The sequence below is a fragment of the Robiginitalea sp. genome, assembly GCF_982776155.1.
Genome location: NZ_CEXZKX010000001.1, coordinates 227,550 through 249,662 on the forward strand (window position 1 = coordinate 227,550; position 22,113 = coordinate 249,662).

At 56.4% G+C, this 22,113-nt stretch carries 16 protein-coding genes; 10 read left to right on the forward strand and 6 right to left on the reverse strand.

Going from position 1 to position 22,113, the window contains the following annotated elements; all coding sequences use genetic code 11:
- From AC3DKS_RS00875 to tsaD, 4 genes are read right to left on the reverse strand one after another with little or no spacing between them, the layout of a single operon-like run.
- Nucleotides 1–621: a DUF4159 domain-containing protein gene (locus AC3DKS_RS00875; protein ID WP_272607154.1), complete on the reverse strand. Its 621-nt coding sequence runs from the start codon at nucleotides 619–621 to the stop codon at nucleotides 1–3.
- A 24-nt stretch (nucleotides 622–645) separates the two neighbouring features.
- Nucleotides 646–1,353, reverse strand: coding sequence for a 16S rRNA (uracil(1498)-N(3))-methyltransferase (locus tag AC3DKS_RS00880; RefSeq protein ID WP_015754606.1), 708 nt, complete (start codon nucleotides 1,351–1,353; stop codon nucleotides 646–648).
- A complete protein-coding gene (locus AC3DKS_RS00885; RefSeq protein WP_272607155.1) occupies nucleotides 1,350–1,715 on the reverse strand; it encodes a TfoX/Sxy family protein in 366 nt (121 codons plus the stop codon). Before AC3DKS_RS00885 ends, AC3DKS_RS00880 begins: the two co-directional genes overlap by 4 nt.
- A gap of 12 nt (nucleotides 1,716–1,727) precedes the next feature.
- A complete protein-coding gene (gene tsaD, locus AC3DKS_RS00890) occupies nucleotides 1,728–2,765 on the reverse strand; it encodes a tRNA (adenosine(37)-N6)-threonylcarbamoyltransferase complex transferase subunit TsaD (RefSeq protein WP_272607156.1) in 1,038 nt (345 codons plus the stop codon).
- Between the two features lie 82 nt (nucleotides 2,766–2,847).
- Here tsaD and AC3DKS_RS00895 point away from each other — a divergent pair, with 82 nt between their 5' ends.
- From AC3DKS_RS00895 to AC3DKS_RS00910, 4 genes are all read left to right on the forward strand, one after another.
- Nucleotides 2,848–7,413, forward strand: coding sequence for a translocation/assembly module TamB (locus AC3DKS_RS00895; RefSeq protein WP_272607157.1), 4,566 nt, complete (start codon nucleotides 2,848–2,850; stop codon nucleotides 7,411–7,413).
- A gap of 171 nt (nucleotides 7,414–7,584) precedes the next feature.
- Nucleotides 7,585–8,571: a 6-phosphofructokinase gene (gene pfkA / locus AC3DKS_RS00900; protein WP_041327169.1), complete on the forward strand. Its 987-nt coding sequence runs from the start codon at nucleotides 7,585–7,587 to the stop codon at nucleotides 8,569–8,571.
- Between the two features lie 18 nt (nucleotides 8,572–8,589).
- A complete protein-coding gene (gap, locus tag AC3DKS_RS00905; RefSeq protein ID WP_041327170.1) occupies nucleotides 8,590–9,591 on the forward strand; it encodes a type I glyceraldehyde-3-phosphate dehydrogenase in 1,002 nt (333 codons plus the stop codon).
- 9 nt (nucleotides 9,592–9,600) lie between these two features.
- Complete coding sequence (locus tag AC3DKS_RS00910; protein ID WP_015754612.1) at nucleotides 9,601–10,452, forward strand: hypothetical protein; 852 nt, start codon at nucleotides 9,601–9,603, stop codon at nucleotides 10,450–10,452.
- Nucleotides 10,453–10,726: 274 nt separating this feature from the next.
- On the opposite strand, the gene AC3DKS_RS00915 is transcribed toward AC3DKS_RS00910, so the two are convergent.
- Both AC3DKS_RS00915 and AC3DKS_RS00920 read right to left on the reverse strand, forming a co-directional pair.
- On the reverse strand, nucleotides 10,727–11,110 hold the full coding sequence (locus AC3DKS_RS00915; protein WP_015754613.1) for a RidA family protein: 384 nt from the start codon (nucleotides 11,108–11,110) through the stop codon (nucleotides 10,727–10,729).
- Nucleotides 11,111–11,180: 70 nt separating this feature from the next.
- A complete protein-coding gene (locus tag AC3DKS_RS00920) occupies nucleotides 11,181–13,847 on the reverse strand; it encodes a putative LPS assembly protein LptD (protein ID WP_272607158.1) in 2,667 nt (888 codons plus the stop codon).
- 173 nt (nucleotides 13,848–14,020) lie between these two features.
- Between AC3DKS_RS00920 and AC3DKS_RS00925 the strand changes: the two genes are divergently transcribed.
- The 6 genes from AC3DKS_RS00925 (at nucleotide 14,021) to AC3DKS_RS00950 (ending at nucleotide 22,109) form a co-directional block, all read left to right on the forward strand.
- Nucleotides 14,021–15,379 carry an N-acetylmuramoyl-L-alanine amidase gene (locus AC3DKS_RS00925; protein ID WP_272607159.1) on the forward strand — a complete coding sequence of 453 codons (1,359 nt, stop codon included), beginning with the start codon at nucleotides 14,021–14,023 and terminating at the stop codon, nucleotides 15,377–15,379.
- Between the two features lie 54 nt (nucleotides 15,380–15,433).
- A complete protein-coding gene (locus tag AC3DKS_RS00930) occupies nucleotides 15,434–16,402 on the forward strand; it encodes an MlaD family protein (RefSeq protein WP_015754616.1) in 969 nt (322 codons plus the stop codon).
- Nucleotides 16,402–17,724: a 4Fe-4S dicluster domain-containing protein gene (locus AC3DKS_RS00935; protein WP_015754617.1), complete on the forward strand. Its 1,323-nt coding sequence runs from the start codon at nucleotides 16,402–16,404 to the stop codon at nucleotides 17,722–17,724. The genes AC3DKS_RS00930 and AC3DKS_RS00935 overlap by 1 nt, the downstream gene beginning before the upstream one ends.
- A gap of 49 nt (nucleotides 17,725–17,773) precedes the next feature.
- Nucleotides 17,774–18,592 carry a (Fe-S)-binding protein gene (locus AC3DKS_RS00940; RefSeq protein WP_272607160.1) on the forward strand — a complete coding sequence of 273 codons (819 nt, stop codon included), beginning with the start codon at nucleotides 17,774–17,776 and terminating at the stop codon, nucleotides 18,590–18,592.
- A 42-nt stretch (nucleotides 18,593–18,634) separates the two neighbouring features.
- Complete coding sequence (locus AC3DKS_RS00945; RefSeq protein WP_272607161.1) at nucleotides 18,635–19,117, forward strand: ABC transporter ATPase; 483 nt, start codon at nucleotides 18,635–18,637, stop codon at nucleotides 19,115–19,117.
- A 76-nt stretch (nucleotides 19,118–19,193) separates the two neighbouring features.
- The gene (locus AC3DKS_RS00950; protein ID WP_272607162.1) at nucleotides 19,194–22,109 is read left to right on the forward strand and encodes a serine hydrolase domain-containing protein; all 2,916 of its coding nucleotides are present in this window, start codon (nucleotides 19,194–19,196) and stop codon (nucleotides 22,107–22,109) included.
- Nucleotides 22,110–22,113: the final 4 nt, after the last annotated feature.

Sequence of the window (22,113 nt, forward strand, 5' to 3'; positions counted from 1 at the left end):
TTAGTTTTTAAAAGCGTAATTGACAATATTGGCCCCCATTTGCAAGGCCTTTTGCCGAACTTCTTCCGGGTCGTTGTGCACCTCCGGTTCTTCCCATCCGTCCCCGAGGTCTGCCTCCACGGTAAAGAGCAGTACCAGCCGCCCCTGGTGGAAATATCCGAACGCCTGCGGGCGCTTGCCATCGTGCTCGTGGATTTTGGGCAGGCCCTCCGGAAAATCATACGGTTCTTTGAAAATCGGGTGGTCGGCACCGATTTCCTGCAGTTGTTTGTCGGGGAAGATTTTTGGCAATTCCTCAAGGAGATACTCGGCCATGCCGTAGTTGTCGTCGATGTGCAGGAACCCGCCACCGAGAAGGTAGGTCCGGATATTCGCAGCCTCCTGCTCCGAGAAGAGGACATTGCCGTGCCCGGTCATATGCAGGAAAGGATAGCGGAAAATATCCGGGCTGTCAGCGGCCACTGTTCCGGCCGCCGTTTCCAGGTGGGTGCCGATTTCCGCATTGCAAAAACGGATCAGGTTGGGGAGTGCCGTAGGGTTGGCGTACCAGTCACCCCCGCCCCGGTATTTGAGTACGGCCACCTCCTGGGCCTGGCCGAAACCGGTACACGCTAAAGCCATTAGGGCTGCCAGAATCCTCATGGGTTATCCGTTGTTTATCAGGTTGACTGTGGTACAGGCCACCAGGGCGGCGGTTTCCGTCCGCAGCCTGTATTCGCCCAGGGAAACCGGAATAAAGCCTTTCTCGCAAGCCATCTGGATTTCATCGTGCGTGAAGTCGCCTTCAGGGCCAATGAGGATGATGACGTCCTTGTCTGCCGCCACCCGCCTTTTGAGATCCATCTTTTCGTCCTCCTCACAGTGGGCGATAAACTTCAGGACAGGCTGCTCCCGTTCCAGGAACTCCCGGAGCGCAACCGGTTCTTCCAATTCGGGCAGATAGGTCCTCAGGCTTTGCTTCATCGCCTCCTGGACCACCCGCTGCATCCGTTCCATCGGGAGTTTCCTGCGTTCCGACCGCTGGCAGATCACAGGGGTTATCCTGTCGATCCCGATTTCAGTGGCCTTCTCCAGGAACCATTCAAACCGATCCGTTTTCTTGGTCGGGGCTACAGCCACATGCAGGCTGTACATTTTCGGGTGGAATTTGCGCGTTTCGAGCAGCTTGCCCATACACCGTTCCGGATTGGCTTCGAGGATTTCGGCTACGAACAGATACCCCTTCCCGTTGGTGATGTGGAGTTGGTCGCCGGCTTTTTTGCGCAAAACTTTGACGATATGGCGGCTTTCCTCCGGGGTAAACGAAAACTGGTTGACGCTGGTATCCAGGAGCGGATGATAGAAATAATTCATTTTCCGGCTATGCGTTTTGGGGGAGCGCTTTTCTGGCGGGCGTGCTCCAGCCCCCATTCAATCCATTGTTCCATCTCTGAATCGTCGCGAAACCCTTCCGGGTCCACAAATACGAATTCCTTCATAACCCGGCCGGTAAAATCCATGGGCCGCGCACCCCTGCGGAGGAGCGCTTGCTCCATGGCGTTTGCAGGTACCCGGGCCATGAGCGAATGGCCTACGACCCCCACGCTCATCTTACCCTTGTAGAGATAGGCGAGCCCGCCAAACATGTATTTCACGGTCAGGTGCTTCGAGGCCTCGGGATGCCGGGCTTCTAGCATCCGGTTCAGCCGATCTTCCAATTCCTTGCTATAGGGCATTGCGTGGGTTCTTTAGTGGGGCTGGCCGCCGATGCGGTACCTGGCCTGAGCCGATACCCCCAGGTCCGTAAACCTGTTGTCAAGATACTTTAAATATCCTACAATTCCTATCATGCCGGCGTTGTCCGTGCAGTATTGGAACGGCGGGATATACGTGGTCCAGCCCAGTTTATGCTCGGCTTCGGACAGGGCCTGGCGGATACCCGAGTTGGCCGCCACCCCGCCGCCGATGGCGATATGCCGGATCCCGGTTTCCCGGGCCGCCTTTTTCAGCTTTTGCATCAGGATGGCAACTATCGTTTGCTGTAAAGAGGCGCAGATATTGTCCCGTTCCCTGGCAATGAAATCCGGGTCGTTTTTTGTGTTGCGCTGGATGAAGTACAGGACGCTCGTCTTCAGCCCGCTGAAGCTGAAATTGAGCCCGTCCACTTTGGGGATCGGGAAGTCGAATGCCTCCGGGTTTCCCTGGCCGGCGTACTTGTCTATCAGCGGCCCGCCCGGGTAGGGCAATCCGAGGAGTTTGGCCGTCTTGTCGAAGGCTTCGCCAACTGCGTCGTCCAGGGTTTCGCCCAGGACCTCCATGTCGAAATAACCATTCACCTTCACAATCTGGGTATGGCCCCCGCTGATGGTCATTGCCAGAAAGGGGAATGGGGGCGGGGTCTTGCCGGGGGTCTCGATAAAATGCGCCAGGATATGGGCTTCCATGTGGTTGACCTCGATAAGGGGGATGCCCAGGCCAAGGGCGAGGGACTTGGCAAAGGAGGTGCCGACCAGGAGGGAACCCAAAAGTCCCGGACCCCTAGTAAAAGCTATGGCCGATAGGAGTTTTTTGTCGATATTTGCCTTGGCCAGTGCCTGGTGTACCAGGGGGACGATATGCTGCTGATGGGCCCTTGAGGCCAATTCGGGTACCACACCGCCATATTCCCGGTGAATCTGCTGGGTAGCCACCAGGTTGCTCAGCGTTTTGCGGCCGTGCAAAACAGCTACAGATGTGTCGTCGCAGGACGACTCGATCGCCAGGATGTAAATGTCTTTCTCGCGCATGCGGTTTTGGAACAAAAATTGGTTGTGCAAAGGTAAATGAATACGCCCTATCAGAAAACTCCGTAAAATAATCGTCCGCCTTTTGCTGGCCCTGCTGGTAATTTGCGTCCTGGGGACGGTTATCCTGTCGATCCCGGGCGTGCAGACGCGGCTGGCCCGGATGGTTACCAACCGGATCAATTCGGATTTCGGGACCAACATCAATATCGACCGGGTGCGGATTTCACTCATCACCTGGGATACCGCCCTCGACGGGATTTACGTGGAAGATTACCGGCAGGATACGCTGGTCTACATCGACCGGCTCAGCACGTCCATCCTGAGCCTCAGGGACGTGGTGGGGGGCACGCTGGAGTTCGGGGACATCGAGATCGACAGCCTGTTCCTGAATATGAAAACCTACCGGGATGCCCCGGATACCAACCTGGGGATCTTTATCGACAAACTCGACGACGGCCAGCCCCGGGCGCCGGGTACCCCGCCGTTCTACTTTTACGCATCCGGGGTGGAGATAGACCGGAGCCGCTTCCTTCTATCTGACGACAACCTGGAGAACCCGGTAATCCTGGATTTCAACAAATTGGAAATCGAGGCGGGTGACTTTACCATCGAGGGCCCGGAGGTCCGCACCGCCGTCCGTTCCCTTTCCCTGCAAAGCGGCCGGAACCTCGCCCTCGAGAACCTGTCCACTGACTTCACCTATACGCGGGAGCAGATGCGCTTCGATTCCCTGCGAATCCGGACACCCCTTTCCGCGCTGCGGGGCGGGCTGGTATTCGATTATAAACGGGAGGACCTGGCAGATTTCACCAACAAGGTGCTGGTCACGGCAAACTTTGACCAATCCGTGGTGGGGCTCGACGAGATCAACCAGCTCTACGATGCGTTCGGGACCGGGAAGACAGCGGAGTTTACCACGGAAATCAGCGGGACGCTGAACGATTTGCAGCTCAGCAACCTTTTACTGGTTACCGACAACACGGGGATCCGCGGGGATTTTGAGTTTCAGAACCTCTTTAGCCGGGATGCCCCCTTCCGCATGGACGCCTCCATCCGGGATGTCACCACCACCTATTACCAGCTGCGGGGCCTGATGCCCAATCTGCTGGGCAATTCCCTGCCGAGCACCATCCAGCGACTCGGGCAGTTTACCATCCGTGGGGATGCCGTGGTGACCGAGTCCAGTATCAATGCGCAGGTGAACATTACCAGCGGGATTGGGAGCAGCTATGCGGACCTGCAGTTGACGGACGTGAACGATATCGACCGCGCTTCCTACCAGGGCTTTGTTTCCCTGATCGATTTTGACCTGGGCGCTTTTACCGGCAATGCGTCCCTGGGGACCGCTTCCCTGGACGTCAACGTGGAAGGCGAGGGCTTCACGAGCCGGGGGCTGAACACCGAGGTGATCGGGGAGGTGTATTCGATAAACTTCAACAACTACGGGTATTCCGATATCTCCGTTTCCGGGATCCTCAAGGACCAGCTGTTCGATGGGTCGCTCAACAGCCGTGACCCGAATTTCATATTCAACTTCAAGGGGCTCGCTGACTTCGGCAGCCAGCCCAACACGTTCAATTTCGTGGCCTCGGTAGACTATGCGGACCTGTATGAATTGAATTTCATCAAGGATACGCTCGCCATTTTCCAGGGAAACGTGGATATGGACATCACCGGGAGCAACCCGGACAATATCCGCGGGGACATCCGGTTCAGCCAGACACAGTACCAGAATCCGAACAACACCTATTATTTTGAGGATTTCCAGATCGTTTCCAGTTTTGACGCGGACTCGGTGCGGACTGTGGAAATCAATTCGCCGGACATCATCACCGGGTATATGCGGGGCCGCTTCAAGGTCGGCGAACTCGGGAAGCTATTGCAGAACTCCGTCGGGAGTATCTACACGAATTACCGGCCGTACGAGATTTCCGAGGGGCAGGAGCTCGCCTTCAACTTCCGGATTTACAACAAGATCGTGGACGTGTTCTTCCCGGAGGTTTCCTTTGGCCCGAACACGTATATCCGGGGGGATATCCAGGCAGATGAGGGGGACTTCAAGCTGAATTTCCGTTCGCCCTATATCACGGCCTTCGACAACCGGCTGGACTCCGTGGACGTTCGAATCGACAACAAAAACCCGCTGTTCAACACCTATGTCTCCGTGGCCGATGTTTCCACGGTTTACTACGACGTGAAGGATTTTGAACTGATCAACACGACGCTCACCGACACGCTGTTTTTCCGGACGGAATTCAAGGGCGGCAGCGAATACAACGACACCTACAACCTAAATTTCTATCACACCTTTAACCAGGATAACAAATCCGTAATCGGGCTTAAGCGGTCTGAGGTGAGCTTTAAGGGCAATACGTGGGTGCTGAACCGCCAGGGCAACGACCGGAACAAGGTGATTGTCAACCGCTCGCTGGACAGCATCCAGATTCAGGAGATCGTGATGAACAACGAGGAACGGGAAGAGATTATCCTCCGGGGGGAGTTGGCCGATTCTACCTACAAGGATCTGGAACTCCGCTTTAAGATTGTTTCCCTCAGCAAAATCACGCCTGCCATCGACAGCCTGAAGCTCAGCGGCGAGATCAACGGCGTGCTGAACGTCCGGCAGGAAGATGAAATATACCTGCCGATCGGAAACCTGAACATCGCCGATTTCGGCGTAAACGGGGCGAAGCTGGGGGAACTGGATATCGGCATGGTGGGGAACAAGGACCTGACGGAATTCTCGGTCAATACGCAGATAACGGAGAACGGACGGGAGAAATTTTCGGTCATCGGTACCGTGCTGAACCAGGGAGAAGTCCCCACAGCCAATTTGAATGCCAGTTTCAACGGGTTTCAGCTGGAACCTTTCAGCCCGTTGGGGGATGGCGTCATCGACCACATCCGGGGCACCCTGAACGGCACCACGCAGATCCGGGGCGACCTGAGGAACCCGGAGTTTTCCGGTTTGCTCACCCTGAACGACGCGGGGCTGGGCATCCCCTACCTGAATGTCGATTACGACTTCGGGCAGAATTCGGTGGTTCGGCTGTTCAACCAGACATTTGATTTCCAGAATATCCGGCTCACGGACCGGGCCGAGGGGACAACCGCCGTATTGGACGGGACCATCAGCCACCAGTTCTTCTCGGACTGGCGCCTGAACCTGGATGTGGATACCCAGGGCGAACGCTTTCTGCTGCTCAATACGGAGTACGACGAAGAGGAACTCTATTACGGGACGGCTTTTGCCGAGGGCACCGGCCGGATATTCGGGCCGACGAATGCCCTCAATATAAATTTTGAAGGGTCTACCGCCAGGGGGACTTCCCTGAAAATTCCCATCAGCGATGTGGCGAGCCTGGGGGATTATAGCTTTATCAACTTTATTGAAAAGGATGAGCGCCGGACCATCGAGGCGCAGCGGACGCTGCGGGAGTACGAAGGCCTGGAGCTGGAATTCGACCTGGACGTGACCCCGGAGGCGGAGGTGGAGATTGTCGTTGACCCGCAGACGGGCAGCTCCCTGAAAGGGACGGGGGCCGGGCTGATATTTATGGAAATCAACACGAACGGGAAGTTCAACATGTGGGGGGACTTTGTGGTGGTCACCGGGTCGTACAACCTGAAGTACGGCGGGGTCATCGACAAGACCTTCCGGGTGGAGCCGGGGGGGACCATCAACTGGGACGGCGACCCCCTGGAGGCCATCCTGAATATGGAGGCGGTGTATTCCCTGAACGCCAACCCCGCCCCGCTGTTGGAGAGTTCCGGCTACACCCCGAGCATCCCCACCGAGGTGATCGTCCGCCTCACCGGGGAACTCGAACAGCCAACCGTGGATTTCGAAATCGGCTTCCCGGGTACCAGTTCCATTGTGCAGTCCGAACTGGAATACCGGTTGCAGGACCCCACCGTGGAGGAACGCAACGCGTTGTTCCTGCTCGCCCAGGGAACGTTCGTGAACGAATCCAGCGGCATCAACCAAACGGCCGTGGCGGGTAGTTTCCTGCAAACGGCCACTTCGAGTCTCTTCAACCAGGTCCTTGGGAACAACAGCGACAAGCTCAACCTGGGGGTCTCCTATGAAGCGGGGTACAGCAACCCGAACGACGCGGTGAATGTGGAGGACCGGATCGGGGTGACGGTGTCCACCCAGATCAGCGACCGGATTCTGTTCAACGGGCGCTTTGGGGTTCCGGTAGGCGGGGTCAGCGAATCGGCGGTTGCAGGGGATGCCGAAGTGCAGCTCCTGTTGAACGACCAGGGGACGCTGAGTATGCGGATCTTCAACCGGCAGAACGAAATCCGGCAATTCCTGGCAGACCGCCAGGGGTATACCCAGGGGGTGGGATTGTCCTACGAGGTGGATTTCAACAGTTTCCGGGATTTATTGCGGCAGATTTTCAATAAACCCGAGCCGGCGGCCAACCCGCCCGCTTCACAGGTACAGGACAGTATTCCCGCAGCAACCCGTCCGGATTCGAGTATCGGCAGCGACAGCCTGATCCGGTTCTATTCCAAGAACCAGCGGCGGCTCCAACCGCTGCCACAGGAGCCGCTGCCCCAAGAGCCCTTGCCCCAGGAGCCCTTGCCGCAGGAGCCATTGCGGAAGGAGCCGCTGCCGCAACGCGAGCGCCCTAAGTAATTCCTTTGTCCGGACCGCGACGGGGAGCAGTACCCGAGTCCGTTTGGAATCTTTATGTTATTGTTAAATTCGTTACGAAAACGTTTTCGTCCTGACGGATTCCTAAATCTGGCCGCTGTACGTTCTTTAATTTGGGAGAAGTTTGTTAATTTTGCAATTCGAATTTTTCCCATGAACAAACCAATGCACAAGATTGCGGTGCTCACCTCGGGAGGAGACTCCCCGGGCATGAATGCCGCCATCCGTTCGGTGGTCCGGACCTGCGCCTACATGAATGTGGAATGTATGGCCATCTACCGCGGTTACCAGGGGATGATTGAGGGAGACTTCGTGGCAATGAATGCCCGGAGCGTCAATAACATCATCAATAAGGGAGGAACCATCCTCAAATCGGCCCGGTGCGAGGACTTCAAGACCCCGGAAGGGAGAAAAAAAGCCCACGAGCAACTGGTCCAGGCCGGAATCAGCGGGTTTGTGGTCATCGGGGGGGACGGCAGTTTTACCGGGGCCACCATATTCAATAAGGAATACGATTTCCCGGTGATCGGTATCCCCGGGACCATCGACAACGATATCTTCGGTACCCGGTATACGCTGGGCTTTGACACGGCCCTCAATACCGTGGTGGACGCCATCGACAAGATCCGGGATACGGCCAGCTCCCACAACCGATTGTTTTTTGTGGAGGTCATGGGCCGGGATGTCGGCCATATTGCGCTCAATGCGGGGGTAGCGGCCGGTGCCGAGGAAATATTGATCCCAGAGGAAAACCTGGGGCTGGACCGCCTGCTGGAATCCCTCAGGCGCAGCAAGAAAACCGGCAAGTCCTCGAGTATCGTCGTAGTGGCGGAAGGGGATAAGACCGGTAAAAACGTCTTTGAACTCAAGGAGTACGTAGAGGAGCACCTGCCCATTTACGATGTCCGGGTTTCGGTTCTGGGCCATATGCAGCGGGGCGGGCCACCAAGTGCCTTTGACCGCGTGTTGGCGAGCCGGATGGGGGTAAAAGCCGTTGAGGCCCTCATCGCCGGGAAGACCAACCTGATGGTGGGAATCATCGACAACGAAATTGTACTGACCCCGATTGCCGAGGCGATCAAAGGGCATACCAAAATAGACCGGGAACTCGTACGCGTTTCCGATATAATGACTATATAAACATTAAAACATACTATCATGGCATCATTGCGAATAGGAATTAACGGATTTGGAAGAATTGGCCGCCTGGTCTTCAGGGCTACGGTGGAGCGCGACAACGTAGACGTCGTTGCGATCAACGATCTGCTGGATGTGGAGCATCTGGCCTACCTGCTGGAGTACGACTCGGTACACGGGCGGTTCAACGGCACCATCGCCGTTAAAGACGGCAATCTGGTCGTCAACGGGAAAACCATCCGCGTCACCGCAGAGCGGGATCCCGCCAACCTGAAATGGGACGAAGTGGGAGCGGATATCGTCGCGGAATGCACCGGGATTTTCACCACCCTGGATATGGCCCAGAAACACCTGGATGGCGGGGCGAAGAAGGTCGTGATCTCAGCGCCCTCCAAGGATGCCCCGATGTTCGTAATGGGTGTCAACCACCAGGACGCCAAGGCTTCCGATAAAATCGTCTCCAATGCGAGTTGTACGACCAACTGCCTGGCGCCGATCGCCAAAGTCCTCAACGACAGTTTCGGTATTGCCGAAGGGTTGATGACCACCGTCCATGCCACCACGGCCACCCAGCTCACCGTCGACGGGCCTTCCAAGAAGGACTACCGGGGCGGGCGCAGCGCCATGCTGAATATCATCCCGGCTGCTACCGGGGCTGCCAAGGCGGTTACCAAGGTAATCCCGGCCCTGGAAGGGAAGCTTACCGGGATGGCCTTCCGGGTTCCCACTGCAGATGTCTCCGTGGTAGACCTTACCGTGAAGCTCGAAAAGGACACTTCCTACGAGGAGGTCAAGCAGGCGATGAAAACCGCTTCTGAAGGCCCCTTAAAAGGAATCCTGGGTTACACGGAAGAACTCGTGGTTTCCCAGGACTTTGTCGGGGATACCCGGACAAGCATCTTTGATGCGGACGCGGGCATCGAGCTCAACAGCAAGTTTTTCAAGGTGGTTTCCTGGTACGACAACGAGGCGGGCTATTCCAACAAACTCGTCGACCTCGCGCTCCACGTGCACAACCTGTAAGTATCGCCCATGGTACTTATCACCGATAGCGGGGCCACCAAGGCCGACTGGATTGCCATGGACAGCCAGGGCGACCAGCTTTTTATGACGCAGACCCTCGGGCTCAGCCCGGAAGTCCTGTCCAAGGAGGTCATTGAGGAACGCCTGGCAAATAACTTTGAGCTGGCCAAAAATTCCCATAAGGTAACCCGCCTCTATTTTTATGGGGCGGGCTGCGGTACGGAACGCATGCGGCGCTTTCTCAGGGAAATTTTCGGGGAATTCTTCCCGAAGGCCAAGGTGGTGGTTAAGGAGGATACCTATGCCGCCATATATTCCACCACCAAGGTGGGTCACCAGGGGATAGTCTGTATCCTGGGGACCGGTTCCAATTGCAGTTATTACGACGGCCATCAATTGTTTCAAAAGGTGACTTCCCTCGGGTACATCCTGATGGACGACGGCAGCGGGAATTTTTTCGGGCGCAAGCTGGTTAGGGATTTCTACTACCACAAGATGCCCCAGGATTTGGCACACCTCTTTGAAAAGGAATATAACCTGGACGCGGACGTGATCAAGGAAAACCTCTACAAGAAGCCGAACCCGAACACCTACCTGGCAACCTTTGCCCGGTTTATCGTGGAGCATAAGGAACACCCGTATTGCAAGGGGGTAATTGACAAGGGGTTCCAGCAGTTCATCAACAACCACGTGATGCAGTTTGAACTGGCGACAAAGGTCCCCGTGCATTTTGTGGGGAGTATCGCCTACTATTTACAGGAAGAACTCAAGGCAGTTGTTGAGCGGAATGACCTGGTCCTCGGGCAAATCCGCCAGCGGCCCATCGAGGGCCTGGTGGAATTCCACAAGGAGACGATTTAGTGAATTTGAAAATTTGAAAATTTGCCAATTTGGAAATTGGGGGAGGCAGCTATTCCAGAGGCTTTGCGCGCAGGTCTTGAAGCGAGGCAAAGTGTTGATAAACGCTATTCAAAATCCGGTTTCTTTTAGCCCCGGGATACTAATTTCCAATTGCGAAACTCCCGCATTGGCAAATCCCCGCATTGGCAAATTGACAAATTGACCAATTAACAAATTGCCAAGTTCCCTAATTTTCAAATTTTCAAATCGGCAAATCTTCAAATCGAGCAGCTTGCTAGCTGCGCACAGCAATCACCGAAATCTCCACATTGACAAATTTCGGCAGGTTGGCTACCTCCACGGTTTCCCTGGCCGGGGCAGTGTCTGCATCGAAAAAATTTCCGTAGACGGCATTGATCCGGGCAAACTGGTGCATGTCCTTCACAAAGATGGACGCCTTGACCACATCGCCGAACCCGAGGCCGGCCTCCCGGAGAACGGCCGACAGGTTCTGCATCACCTGTTCGGTTTCCGCCTCGATACTTTCGTCTATTAATTTCCCGGTGGCGGGGTCCAGGGCAATCTGCCCGGACACATAGAGGGTATTCCCCGCCCAGACGGCCTGGTTGTAAGGGCCTATGGGGGCTGGTGCCTTGTCGGTCTGGATGATTTTCTTCATAATTTAAGTTCTTGGGTGATTATGCGAATTCGTTACGAGGTTGTCCTGATTTATACGCGCCTGTCCGGATTTAATTGAAATTGGAGCGTTGGCTCCGGTTCTCCCACTTCAGGTCGCTCAGGATACTCGCCTTGATGCCGATAAAGAAATACCAGCGTTCCAGGGAGCCAAAGGGCGTCCAGTCAAAGGTCAGTTTAAAACTCTTCAAATCGCGGGCAAATCCAAGGCGGGTAAGCCCGAAGCCGTTCCGTACGAAATCGTAGGAGGAAGTCACGCTTACATCCCAGCGCGGGGCCAGGGTGACGTTTCCGTTAAACATGAGCACGTGGTTGGTGAGCTGCCCGTTCCGGTTGGTGTTCGAATAATTCATGGCGTACGACAGGTTCACGTTCCAGGGGATTTTCGAGGCCCAGGCCGGGTTTTCGATGTCGTCCGGATCCCGGTTGTCAAAGGCGGTGGCGTTCAAATCGTTGGCCCTGCCGAACAAATCGTCGGTCCGCCCGCCGCTGGCTGCCACATAGGTGTCCCCGTCGTAGGGGTCGTCCGGGTCAATCTCGGTATCCTTATCCTGAAAATCCTTACTGCTGAGTTTATACGTCAGGTTCAGGCGCGCGTTGGTGAGCCTGAACAGCCCGCCCCCGTTGTTGATGTTGAGCTTGTCTATTCGGGCTCCGGTGTTGTCGATGGCGTAGGGATCCAGGCTGGCCCCGAAGTTGACAGACACCTTGTTGTCGAACAGGTTCGTCCCCCCGGTCATGCTAATCGGACTCAGCTTCAGGGAATCGGCCTCAAAATTATAACTGGTGCTGAAATTCAGGCTGTTGAGCAGCATGATCTTCTTGGGTTCGGTGGCCGTGGAATCCCGGTCGCGGACCTTGGCCTCCACAGTGTTGGCCAGGGAAAAAGACATGGAATTCGACTGCCCCTGCCGCGGGGAACCGTAGAGGGAATTCTGGAACCGTGTAAAGAAGAGCGCATCTCCGGTGGACTGGTTCACCTCTTCCTCGTAGTATTGGTCAAAGGACGGCGCCCAGCCGTAGCTGACCGTGGGCCGAACCACATGGCGGATGGCCTGGATTTTCCGATCCTCCCCAAAATTAAACTGCCCGTAGAGCGTCGTCCCGACACTTGCGCTTAGGCTGTACTGGTTGAAGCGGTCAAACCCCTGAATCGTATCCCGTTCAATGGTTTCCGTTTCCGGGTTGTATACCTGGTCCAGGGTTTGCCAGGTCCAGACATCTTCATAGGTTCCCCCCAGGCTGACGCTGAAGAATTTGGCCACCTTGAAGTTGGTGGCGATCGGGATCCGGTGGCGGGCCCCCATCTGGGCGTCGTCGAACATGCGGCCTGTCAGAAAATCCTCGGTGGTGGTTTGTATGCTGTTTCGGGCATTCAGGTCGTACTGGAAGTTGATATTCTGGAAGACCCCTTTCTTAACCCCTTCCCGGGGGGCAAAGGGGAAGATCCGCTCCATACTCGCCTGGAGCGTCGGGAGGGTTACGCTCACGGCATCGGTATTCGTATTCTGGTTATGCGTGGCCGTCAGGCTGACGTTCACGGACGGGTAGGCCGGGAAGGTCTTGGAATAGGAAATGGAGGAAGACAGGTCGTTTACCTGGGTGTTCGGCAGGTTTTGCTGCAACAGCGAATTCCGGTAATACTGGCTGCTCCCCAGATTCACCGAGGCGGAGAAACGGGAATTCGGGTTCGCTTTCGCATCCTGGGCGTGACTGATCTGGATATTGTAGATCGTGGACCGGGAATAATCGTCAAATCCCTTCTGGCTCCGCACCAGGTTTTCGTACCGGAAATTCACGTTCCCCCGGAACCGGTAGCGTTTGGAATAGACGGACTGGGTCCGGAATCCGTAACTCCCGTTGGTGTACAGGTCGCCGGTAAGGGTCAGGTCCACATAGTCGCTGATGGGCAGGTAGTACCCGCCATTCTGGAGGAAATAGCCCCGGTCCGGGTCGTTCCCGAAGGTCGGCATCATGATCCCCGCCGTCCGGCCCGTAGTGAGCGGAAAATAGGCAAAGGGCAGGGCGATGGGGGTGGGGACGTCCACGATATACAGGTTGCTGAAACCTGCAATCACCTTTTTCTTGGGGACGAATTTGGCCTTGCGCACCCGGATATAATAGTCCGGGTCGATGGTATCCTTGGAGGTGGTCAGCTTTCCCTCGCTCAGGAAGTACACCGAATCGTTCTCCTTCTTGGTCCGCTCCGCATATACCTTCATCGCATCGCTCCCCAGCTGGCCGAGCCCCGCCTGCTGCTCGGTCCGGGAATTCCAGATAATGGCCTTTTCCGTGTCGAAATTAAAGCGGATCGAATCCGGGATGACCTCCTGGTCGCCCTGTTTAAAGAAGGGGAGTTGGGAATAGTTCCCCAGGGAATCCTTCATCCTGCCCGCGTAGACCTCGTTGCGCACATAATCCAGCACGATAATCCCCGCCTTGAGCTCCGTATCCTGGTAGTAGATTTCCGCTTCGTTGTAGAGGTAGATTTTCTGTTCCTGCCTGCTAATACGCACGTAATCCTTGGCGGTGTATTTTATCTGGTCCATGATCGTGCCCCCAGTGGCCGGGGCAGCCGCCTGGGCAGAGTCTTGCGGCACCTCCGCCCCCGGCAGGCCGCGCAGCACCTGCGGGGCAGCCAGCGTATCGCCAAGCGGCTTGATCGGAAGGGGCCGGGCGATGTCTTCCTGCGCCCAAAAAATCCCCGGGACCAATACCATGAGACCCAGTAAAAGAAACAGTTGTCTATTTGATTGCAAGTTGATAAGTCCTATTTTTGTACGGGTCGGCAACGGAATCAGTGGTCAAACTTACATATTTTTCCCGCTGGATCGTGCAAATTAGAACAAATTTAACCCGCTTGAAATTGGATACATACTCGAGAAACAGGGCGATGCGAAGGATCGTTGAGCTGGGCGTCCTGTGGTTGTTTTCCACCGCTCTAACCGCACAGGCACCCCCCGGCAGGGCCGGGGTGCCGGATCCGTTTACCGTTGTCCTGGATGCCGGGCACGGCGGCCACGACCCGGGCAACCTCGGCAATGGCTACCTGGAGAAGAATATCGCGCTGAACATCGTGCTGGAGGTGGGGAAGGCCCTGGAAAAGGAGCCCAACACGGAAGTTATCTACACGCGGAAGGACGACAGTTTTGTAGATCTCTACGTACGCGGGGAGATTGCCAACAAGGCCAAGGCCGATCTGTTTGTCTCCGTGCATTGCGACTCCCATACCTCAAATGCCCATGGGGCCGGAACGTTTGTTTTGGGGCTGCATGCCAATGAGCAGAATTTCGAAATAGCCAAAAAGGAAAACTCGGTTATCTACCTGGAGGACAATTACGAGACGCGATACGCGGAATACGATATCAATTCCCCGGAGTCCGTGATTGGCCTGACCATCATGCAGGAGGAATTTCTGGACCAGAGCATCCTGCTAGGCAAACTGATGCAGGACCGGTTTACCGAAGACCTGAAGCGAAACGACCGGAAGGTGAAACAGGCCGGGTTTATCGTGCTCCACCAGACTTTTATGCCCAGCGTCTTGGTGGAAACCGGGTTTTTGACCAACAAAGACGAGGGCCGCTATTTGAATTCCCCGAAAGGGCAGCAGGAGATGGGCCGCGCCATTGCCGATGCCATCCTGGCCTACCGGGAAAGCCTGGGAACCGAGCCCAACCCGGTCCTCCCGGGAACCGGGCTACCCGCGGAAACCTCCACCGCATCTTCCAAACAGCCGACCCCAACATCCAAACCTGCTGATTCCGGATTGAAACCCGCACCAACCGTATCCCCGGAGGGTGGGAAAACGGACCCGGAGGAAGAGAAAGCGGATAAAGACCCGGTTGCCGATTCGCAAACCACAGGCCTGCCTATGGATGGAAACGGGAACGCCTCTGAGGAAAAGACCCCGGTGCAAAATGTGGAGCCAGCCGGCGGGGAACCCGCCCCGGGCAAGGCGGCAACAGCCAAAGACCGGGCCGAGGCACTCAATATCAATTTCAAGGTGCAGTTGGTGGCCGTCAGCCGGGACCCGGACCTGAACCCGAATAATTTCAACGGTCTGCCGGGGCTCTCCAAGGAGCGCCACGAAAAGATTTACCGGGTGCTTTACGGGAATACCCGGTCCTATTCGGATGCGGAAAAATTGCAGTCCATAGCCTGGCAACGGGGATATCCCTCGGCCTATATCGTGGCGTACAGGGACGGGGAACGCATCCCGGTTCCGGAAGCGCTTGCACTGCTGCGGGATTGAACACCCCTATCCAAAAATTATTTCTAATTTTGTTAGGAACCCAACACAGCGCTATTGAAACTCTCCAGGGAAATTAAAACAGGAATCATCGTAGTCGGCGGCATCCTGTTATTCATCTTAGGCTTCTCCTACCTCAAATCCACCCCGCTTTTTGACGACAGTAAGACTTTCTATGTGGTCTACGACCATGTGGGCGGGTTGCAGACCGGTACATCGGTCAGCATCAACGGGTACACGGTGGGAACCGTCAACGACATCCGGTTCAAGGACAATTCCGGGAAACTGCTGGTGACATTCAGCGTGAACAAGAATTTTGATTTTTCCCGAAACAGCCAGGCCGAGTTGTTCGATACGGGAATTATCGGAGGGAAGGGCATCCAGATCCAACCCGTATTCGACGGGGCACCCATGGCAAAAAGCGGGGACACGCTCCCGTCCAGCATACGCCCGGGCCTCACCGAGCTGGTGCAGCAAAAGCTCACCCCCCTGCAAATGAAGGTGGAGGGGGCCGTTTCCAATGCAGACTCCCTGCTGATCAACTTCAACCAGGTACTGGACGATGCCACCAAGGCAAACCTCCGCCAGGGTATCGAAGGACTCAACGAACTGGTCAGCAGTTTCCAGAAGACGGCGGACGGCATCAACGAGCTACTCGGCCGGAACCAGTCGCAACTGGACAGTACCATCGACAATTTTGGCCGCATTTCGGCCAACCTCGCAGGTGTTTCGGATACGCTTGCCAACGCCGGGCTGGGAGAGACGGTGGAGCAACTACAGGAGACCCTAACGAACCTCAGTGCGGTTATCGCCCGAATTGAAAGCGGGGAAGGAACGATGGGGCGGCTCATGAAAGACGAAGCGCTCTATGAGAACCTCTCGGAGGCTTCCCGGGAACTCGACCTGCTGCTCCAGGACTTCCGCCTGAACCCCAAACGGTATGTGAACGTTTCGGTCTTCGGAAAAAAACAGAAGGAATACACGTTGCCGGAAGACGATCCGGCTGAGAATCAGCAACCCGAATAATGCAATACCTCCCCAACATCCTGTTTGTTCTGGCCCTTGCCGTCGGAATCGGGTTTTTTGCGCGCAATATCCGGCGACTGACGCGCAATATCCGGCTGGGACGGGAGGTGGCTGCCGATGGTACCCGGGCGGAACGATTCGGAAATATGGCCCGTATTGCCCTGGGCCAACAGAAGATGGTGGTTCGTCCCGTAGCCGGGTTGCTGCACGTGATCGTCTACCTGGGCTTTATCATTATCAACATCGAAGTGCTCGAGATTATCATCGACGGGATTTTCGGGACGCACCGCATATTTGCATTCCTGGGCCCCGTTTACGACGTGTTGATAGCCACATTCGAAATACTGGCGCTACTGGTCCTGGTGGCGGTGATCGTCTTCTGGCTAAGGCGGAACGCCCTGCGCTTGCAGCGATTCTGGAAACCTGAAATGAAGGGCTGGCCAAAACGGGATGCAGACTGGATCCTCTACATTGAGGCGATCCTGATGGTCCTGTTCCTGACGATGAACGCGGCCGACTATTCCCTGCAACAGCTGGGGGCAGACCACTACGTGGAAGCGGGCGCTTACCCGGTGAGCTCCCTGTTGGCGGGGTGGATGTCCGGGTGGACGGAAAGTACGCTGATTGCCGTGGAACGAACGGCCTGGTGGCTGCATATACTCGGCATCCTGTTTTTCCTGAATTACCTCTATTATTCCAAGCACCTGCATATCCTGCTGGCCTTCCCGAACACTTATTGGGGAAGGGTAAAACCCCAGGGTGCCTTTAACAACCTGGAATCTGTACAAAAAGAAGTGGCCCTGATGATGGACCCGGAGGCAGACCCCTATGCTGCCCCGCTTGACGACGCCGAACCCCCGGCTAAATTCGGGGCTTCCGATGTCATGGACCTCAGCCGGATACAGCTGCTTAACGCCTACACCTGCACGGAGTGCGGAAGGTGCACCTCGGAGTGCCCCGCCAATCAAACGGGTAAGAAACTCTCGCCCCGGAAGATTATGATGGACACCCGCGACCGCCTGGAGGAAGTTGGCCGGAAGATCGAAGCGAACAACGGTACCTGGGAACCGGACGGCCGGCAATTGCTGGACGACTATATCACCCGGGAAGAACTCTGGGCCTGCACCACCTGCAATGCCTGTGTGGAAGCCTGCCCGGTGAGCATCGATCCGTTGTCGATTATCATGGATATGCGGCGCTATCTGGTCATGGAACAGTCGGCGGCCCCCCAGGAGCTGAATGTCATGATGGGGAATATCGAAAACAACGGTGCCCCCTGGCCATTTAACCAGATGGACCGGCTGAATTGGAAGGACGAATAAAGCAACCGACCGGGGATAAAATCTCACCGGCGGAAATGGAATAACGAGCATGGAGAACAGTACCGACAAGAAGGAAAAGGACGGGGAAAAGGGTATTCCGACCCTGGCCGAGATGACAGCCGCCGGAAAAAAACCGGAGGTGCTTTTCTGGGTGGGTTGCGCCGGGAGTTTTGACGACCGGGCCAAAAAGATCACCAGGGCCTTTGTACGTTTGTTGCAAAAAGCGGATGTCGCCTTTGCGGTCCTCGGTACGGAAGAGGGGTGTACCGGCGACCCGGCCAAGCGCGCCGGGAACGAATTCCTGTTCCAGATGCAGGCCGCGATGAATATCCAGGTCCTTAACGGGTATGGGGTGGAGACCATTGTCACCACCTGCCCGCATTGTTTTAACACGCTGAAGAACGAATACCCGGGGCTGGGCGGCTCCTACAAAGTAATCCACCACACGAAGTTCCTGCAGGAATTGCTCGATTCCGGGCGGCTTACGCTGGAAGGCGGGACCTTCCGGGGAAAGCGGATCACCTACCACGACCCCTGTTACCTCGGCCGGGCCAACGGCATTTACGAGGCCCCCAGGGAACTCATCCGCAAGCTGGACGCGGAGCTTGTGGAGATGCGCAGTTGCAAACAAAAAGGCCTCTGCTGCGGCGCCGGGGGCGCCCAGATGTTCAAAGAGCCCGAAAAAGGGGACAAGGACGTGAATATCGAGCGGACCGAGCAGGCCATCGAAACCCAACCGGAAGTGGTTGCCGCCGCCTGCCCGTTTTGCAATACGATGCTTACGGACGGGGTCAAGGGGAAGGAGAAGGAAAAAGAGATGAAGGTGCTGGACCTGGCCGAATTACTGGACCAGGCCGCGGACCTGTAGTTGAGAAACCGAATGAAGTAGCATCAAAAAATTGCAGCGATTATGTTAGTGCCATTTGAGGAGTTGCCCGAAGAAGCGAGGGTCTGGGTTTACCAGGCCAACCGGCCCCTGACGGATGAAGAAGCCGTGACGTTCCGCGCCGAGCTCGAAACGTTTCTGAAGGAATGGACCGCGCACGGGGCCGACCTGAGGGCCGGGTGCCAGTTGCCGTATAACCGATTTGTGGTCATTGGCCTGGACCAGGACGTGAATGCCGCTTCGGGTTGTTCCATCGACGCCTCCGTGCGGTTTATCCAGAGCCTTGAAGAAAAATATGAGATTGCGCTGCTGGACCGGATGAATGTCACCTACCGGCAGGGGGAGTATTTGGCGTACAAGCCCCTGGCCGATTTTCGCAAAATGGCCAAAGACAAAGCCGTTTCCGGAAAAACGGTGGTATTCAACAACCTGGTGACCAACAAGCGCGAATTTGAAAACGACTGGGAAGTGCCTGCCTCCGAAAGCTGGCACAGCCGGTTTTTCTGACCCGGCGGCCCGGCGGGCGGGACCGAGACGCAATAATTCAACCGCCCGGGAGTTAGTACCAAAGAGGATAGTGAGTATGCGATCAAAAGGAGTAATTTTTCTCTTTTTCCTGTTATTTATTTCCAAGACACATGCACAGTACCATCCCCTGGTCACGGCGGACAGCACGGCCCAGGCCCAGTGGGTGGAAGCTACGTATGAGGCGATGAGCCCGGAGGAGCGCATCGGCCAGCTGTTTATGGTCATGGTGGCTTCTTCCCAGGGCCCGGCAGTACAAGAGCGGGTAACGGAATGGATTTCCAACTACCACCTGGGCGGGGTAATCTTCAGCCTTGGGGGCCCCGTGCGCCAGGCCCGGATGACCAATGCGTTCCAGGAGGCATCGCGAACGCCGTTGCTGGTGGCCATGGATGCCGAATGGGGGCTCGCCATGCGCCTGGACTCCACCTACGCCTTCCCGTGGAATACCACCCTGGGCGCGATCCGGGATTCGGCCGTTATTGAACGCATCGGGTACCGGATTGGCCAACATGCTGCCCGCCTGGGGGTGCATATCAATTTTGCGCCAGTTGCCGATATCAACACAAACCCGGCCAACCCGATTATCGGGAACCGGTCCTTCGGGGAGGATCCGGCCCGCGTGGCCCGGCAGGCGGGATACCTGATGCAGGGGATGCACCGGGCGGGAATCCTCACCAGCGGGAAGCATTTCCCCGGACACGGGGATACGGCGGTAGATTCCCACAAGGCCCTCCCGCAGCTCCCATACAACCGGCAACGCCTGGACAGTATCGAGATGTCCCCGTATGAGCCGCTTATTGCCAAAGGCCTGAGTTCCGTAATGGTCGCCCACCTGAATGTGCCGTCACTCACAGGGTCTCAGGAATTACCCACCTCGCTTTCCGGGGAGGTTATCCGGGGGCTACTCCGCGATGAAATGGGCTTTGAGGGCCTCGTCTTCACCGATGCCCTGAACATGAAGGGGGTTACGGGCTATGAAGGGGTTGTCAACACGTCCCTTGCAGCCTTCCTGGCGGGGAATGATATGCTCCTGCTGCCAGAAAACCTGGAAGCAGACCACGCGGCCTTCCTGGAAGCCTACCGCACGGGGATTATCACAGAGGAACGCCTCGGGGAATCCGTGCGCCGGATCCTGATGGCCAAATACAAGGCAGGCCTTCACAATCTGCAGCCCGTGGATGTGGACGGCCTCGTGGAGGAACTAAATACCCCCGAGGACGACCTGGCGTATGAACAAGCGATGGAGTCGGCCCTGACGGTGCTCAAAAACCAGGTGTCCATTTTGGGCATGCGCAACCTGGAGAACAAGAAAATAGCCTACGTAAAAATCGGCGAGGCCCCGCACGAGCCGTTTTTGGAACGGATGCGCCTGTATGCCGATATCGACGAGGTAGGCGGGACCAGCCTGGAAGATATGAAAACCCGGCTTGCGGATTACAACCTGGTGATTCTGGGCGTACACAAGTCCAACGAATCCCCGTGGAAAAAACACGAGCTCTCGCCGGAAGATGTCCGGCGGATCCAGGAGATCGGGAACCTGAGGACTTCGAATTCGATTGCCGTCTTCTTCTCCCGCCCCTATATGCTGGGGGATGTCCCGGATTATGACGGAGTGGACGGCCTGGTGATGGCCTATCAGAACAGCAAAATTACCCAGGAAACGGCTGCGGAATTGCTCTTTGGGGTATTCCCGGCCCGCGGGAGGCTACCCGTGACCGCACATCCCGAATTCCCCGCAGGCAGCGGTTTGGACCTGCCTGCCCTGGGGCGCCTGGGGTACAGTCTCCCGGAACGGGAGGGATTTGACCGGACGCGCCTTGCCCGGGTGGATACCCTGATGCAGCACGGCCTGGACTCCCTCATGTTCCCGGGGGCGCAGGTGTTGGTGGCCCGCAATGGCCAGGTGGTTTTCCACAAAGCATACGGGAAGCATACCTACGACGGGGACCGGGAGGTCCAACTCACCGACCTGTACGACCTGGCCTCCCTGACCAAAATTCTGGGGACCCTGCCTGTCCTGATGGAAATGGAGGAAACCGGGAAGATTCGGCTGAATGCAACATTTTCGGAGCTCCTGCCGGAGTACGCGGATACCGAACTGGAGGATGTGACGGTCCTGAAAGCCCTGAGCCACTACGGCCGGCTCCCTTCCTGGATCGCCTTTTATCTGGATACCCTGGACAAACAACGGCGGCCTTCCCGGGATTTCTACCGGAATTCCCCCCAGGAGGGTTTTTCCATCCAGGTGGCCGAAAGCCTCTACCTGACGAACGCCTACACGGATTCCATCTATAACCGCATCGGGCGTCAGGAACTCAAATCCAACCGATACCGGTACAGCGATGTAGCCTACTACGTTTTTAAGAAGTACATCGAAGAACAGTATGGTCGCCGGCTCGACGCGATTGCCGGGGAATTCCTTTTTCGACCCCTGGGGGCCAGCCATACGCTTTACAACCCGCTGGAGCGATTTGAGAAAGCGGATATCGTGCCTACCGAGGAGGACAACTATTACCGCTACCAAAGAGTGCAGGGCTTTGTACACGACATGGGGGCGGCCATGCAGGACGGGGTAGGGGGCCATGCCGGCCTCTTCAGCAATGCCAACGACGTGGCCAAGATCATGCAGATGTACCTGCAGGGCGGCTATTACGGGGGAACCCGGTTCCTGGAGGCACGGACTGTGGAGAAGTTCAACAAATGCTATTTCTGCAATAACGACGTCCGTCGCGGGGTGGGCTTCGACAAACCCCAACTGGAGGACAAAGGCCCTACCTGCGGGTGCGTGTCCCGCCGCAGTTTCGGCCATAGCGGGTTTACCGGGACCTATACCTGGGCAGACCCGGATACCGGCATCCTCTACGTTTTCCTCTCCAACCGAACCTATCCGTCTTCATCCAATACGCTGCTGGTGCGTTCCGGCCTGCGCACGCGGATCCAGCAGGCAATTTATGATTCCATTATCAATTAGGAAG

Coding starts and splice junctions, on each gene's coding strand:
- pfkA (WP_041327169.1), top strand. CDS start 7,585: ATGAACAAACCAATGCACAAGATTGCGGTGCTCACCTCGGGAGGAGAC.
- gap (WP_041327170.1), top strand. CDS start 8,590: ATGGCATCATTGCGAATAGGAATTAACGGATTTGGAAGAATTGGCCGC.
- AC3DKS_RS00945 (WP_272607161.1), top strand. CDS start 18,635: ATGTTAGTGCCATTTGAGGAGTTGCCCGAAGAAGCGAGGGTCTGGGTT.
- AC3DKS_RS00935 (WP_015754617.1), top strand. CDS start 16,402: ATGCAATACCTCCCCAACATCCTGTTTGTTCTGGCCCTTGCCGTCGGA.
- AC3DKS_RS00885 (WP_272607155.1), bottom strand. CDS start 1,715: ATGCCCTATAGCAAGGAATTGGAAGATCGGCTGAACCGGATGCTAGAA.
- AC3DKS_RS00925 (WP_272607159.1), top strand. CDS start 14,021: ATGCGAAGGATCGTTGAGCTGGGCGTCCTGTGGTTGTTTTCCACCGCT.
- AC3DKS_RS00920 (WP_272607158.1), bottom strand. CDS start 13,847: ATGGTATTGGTCCCGGGGATTTTTTGGGCGCAGGAAGACATCGCCCGG.
- AC3DKS_RS00910 (WP_015754612.1), top strand. CDS start 9,601: ATGGTACTTATCACCGATAGCGGGGCCACCAAGGCCGACTGGATTGCC.
- tsaD (WP_272607156.1), bottom strand. CDS start 2,765: ATGCGCGAGAAAGACATTTACATCCTGGCGATCGAGTCGTCCTGCGAC.
- AC3DKS_RS00875 (WP_272607154.1), bottom strand. CDS start 621: ATGGCTTTAGCGTGTACCGGTTTCGGCCAGGCCCAGGAGGTGGCCGTA.
- AC3DKS_RS00915 (WP_015754613.1), bottom strand. CDS start 11,110: ATGAAGAAAATCATCCAGACCGACAAGGCACCAGCCCCCATAGGCCCT.
- AC3DKS_RS00940 (WP_272607160.1), top strand. CDS start 17,774: ATGGAGAACAGTACCGACAAGAAGGAAAAGGACGGGGAAAAGGGTATT.
- AC3DKS_RS00950 (WP_272607162.1), top strand. CDS start 19,194: ATGCGATCAAAAGGAGTAATTTTTCTCTTTTTCCTGTTATTTATTTCC.
- AC3DKS_RS00880 (WP_015754606.1), bottom strand. CDS start 1,353: ATGAATTATTTCTATCATCCGCTCCTGGATACCAGCGTCAACCAGTTT.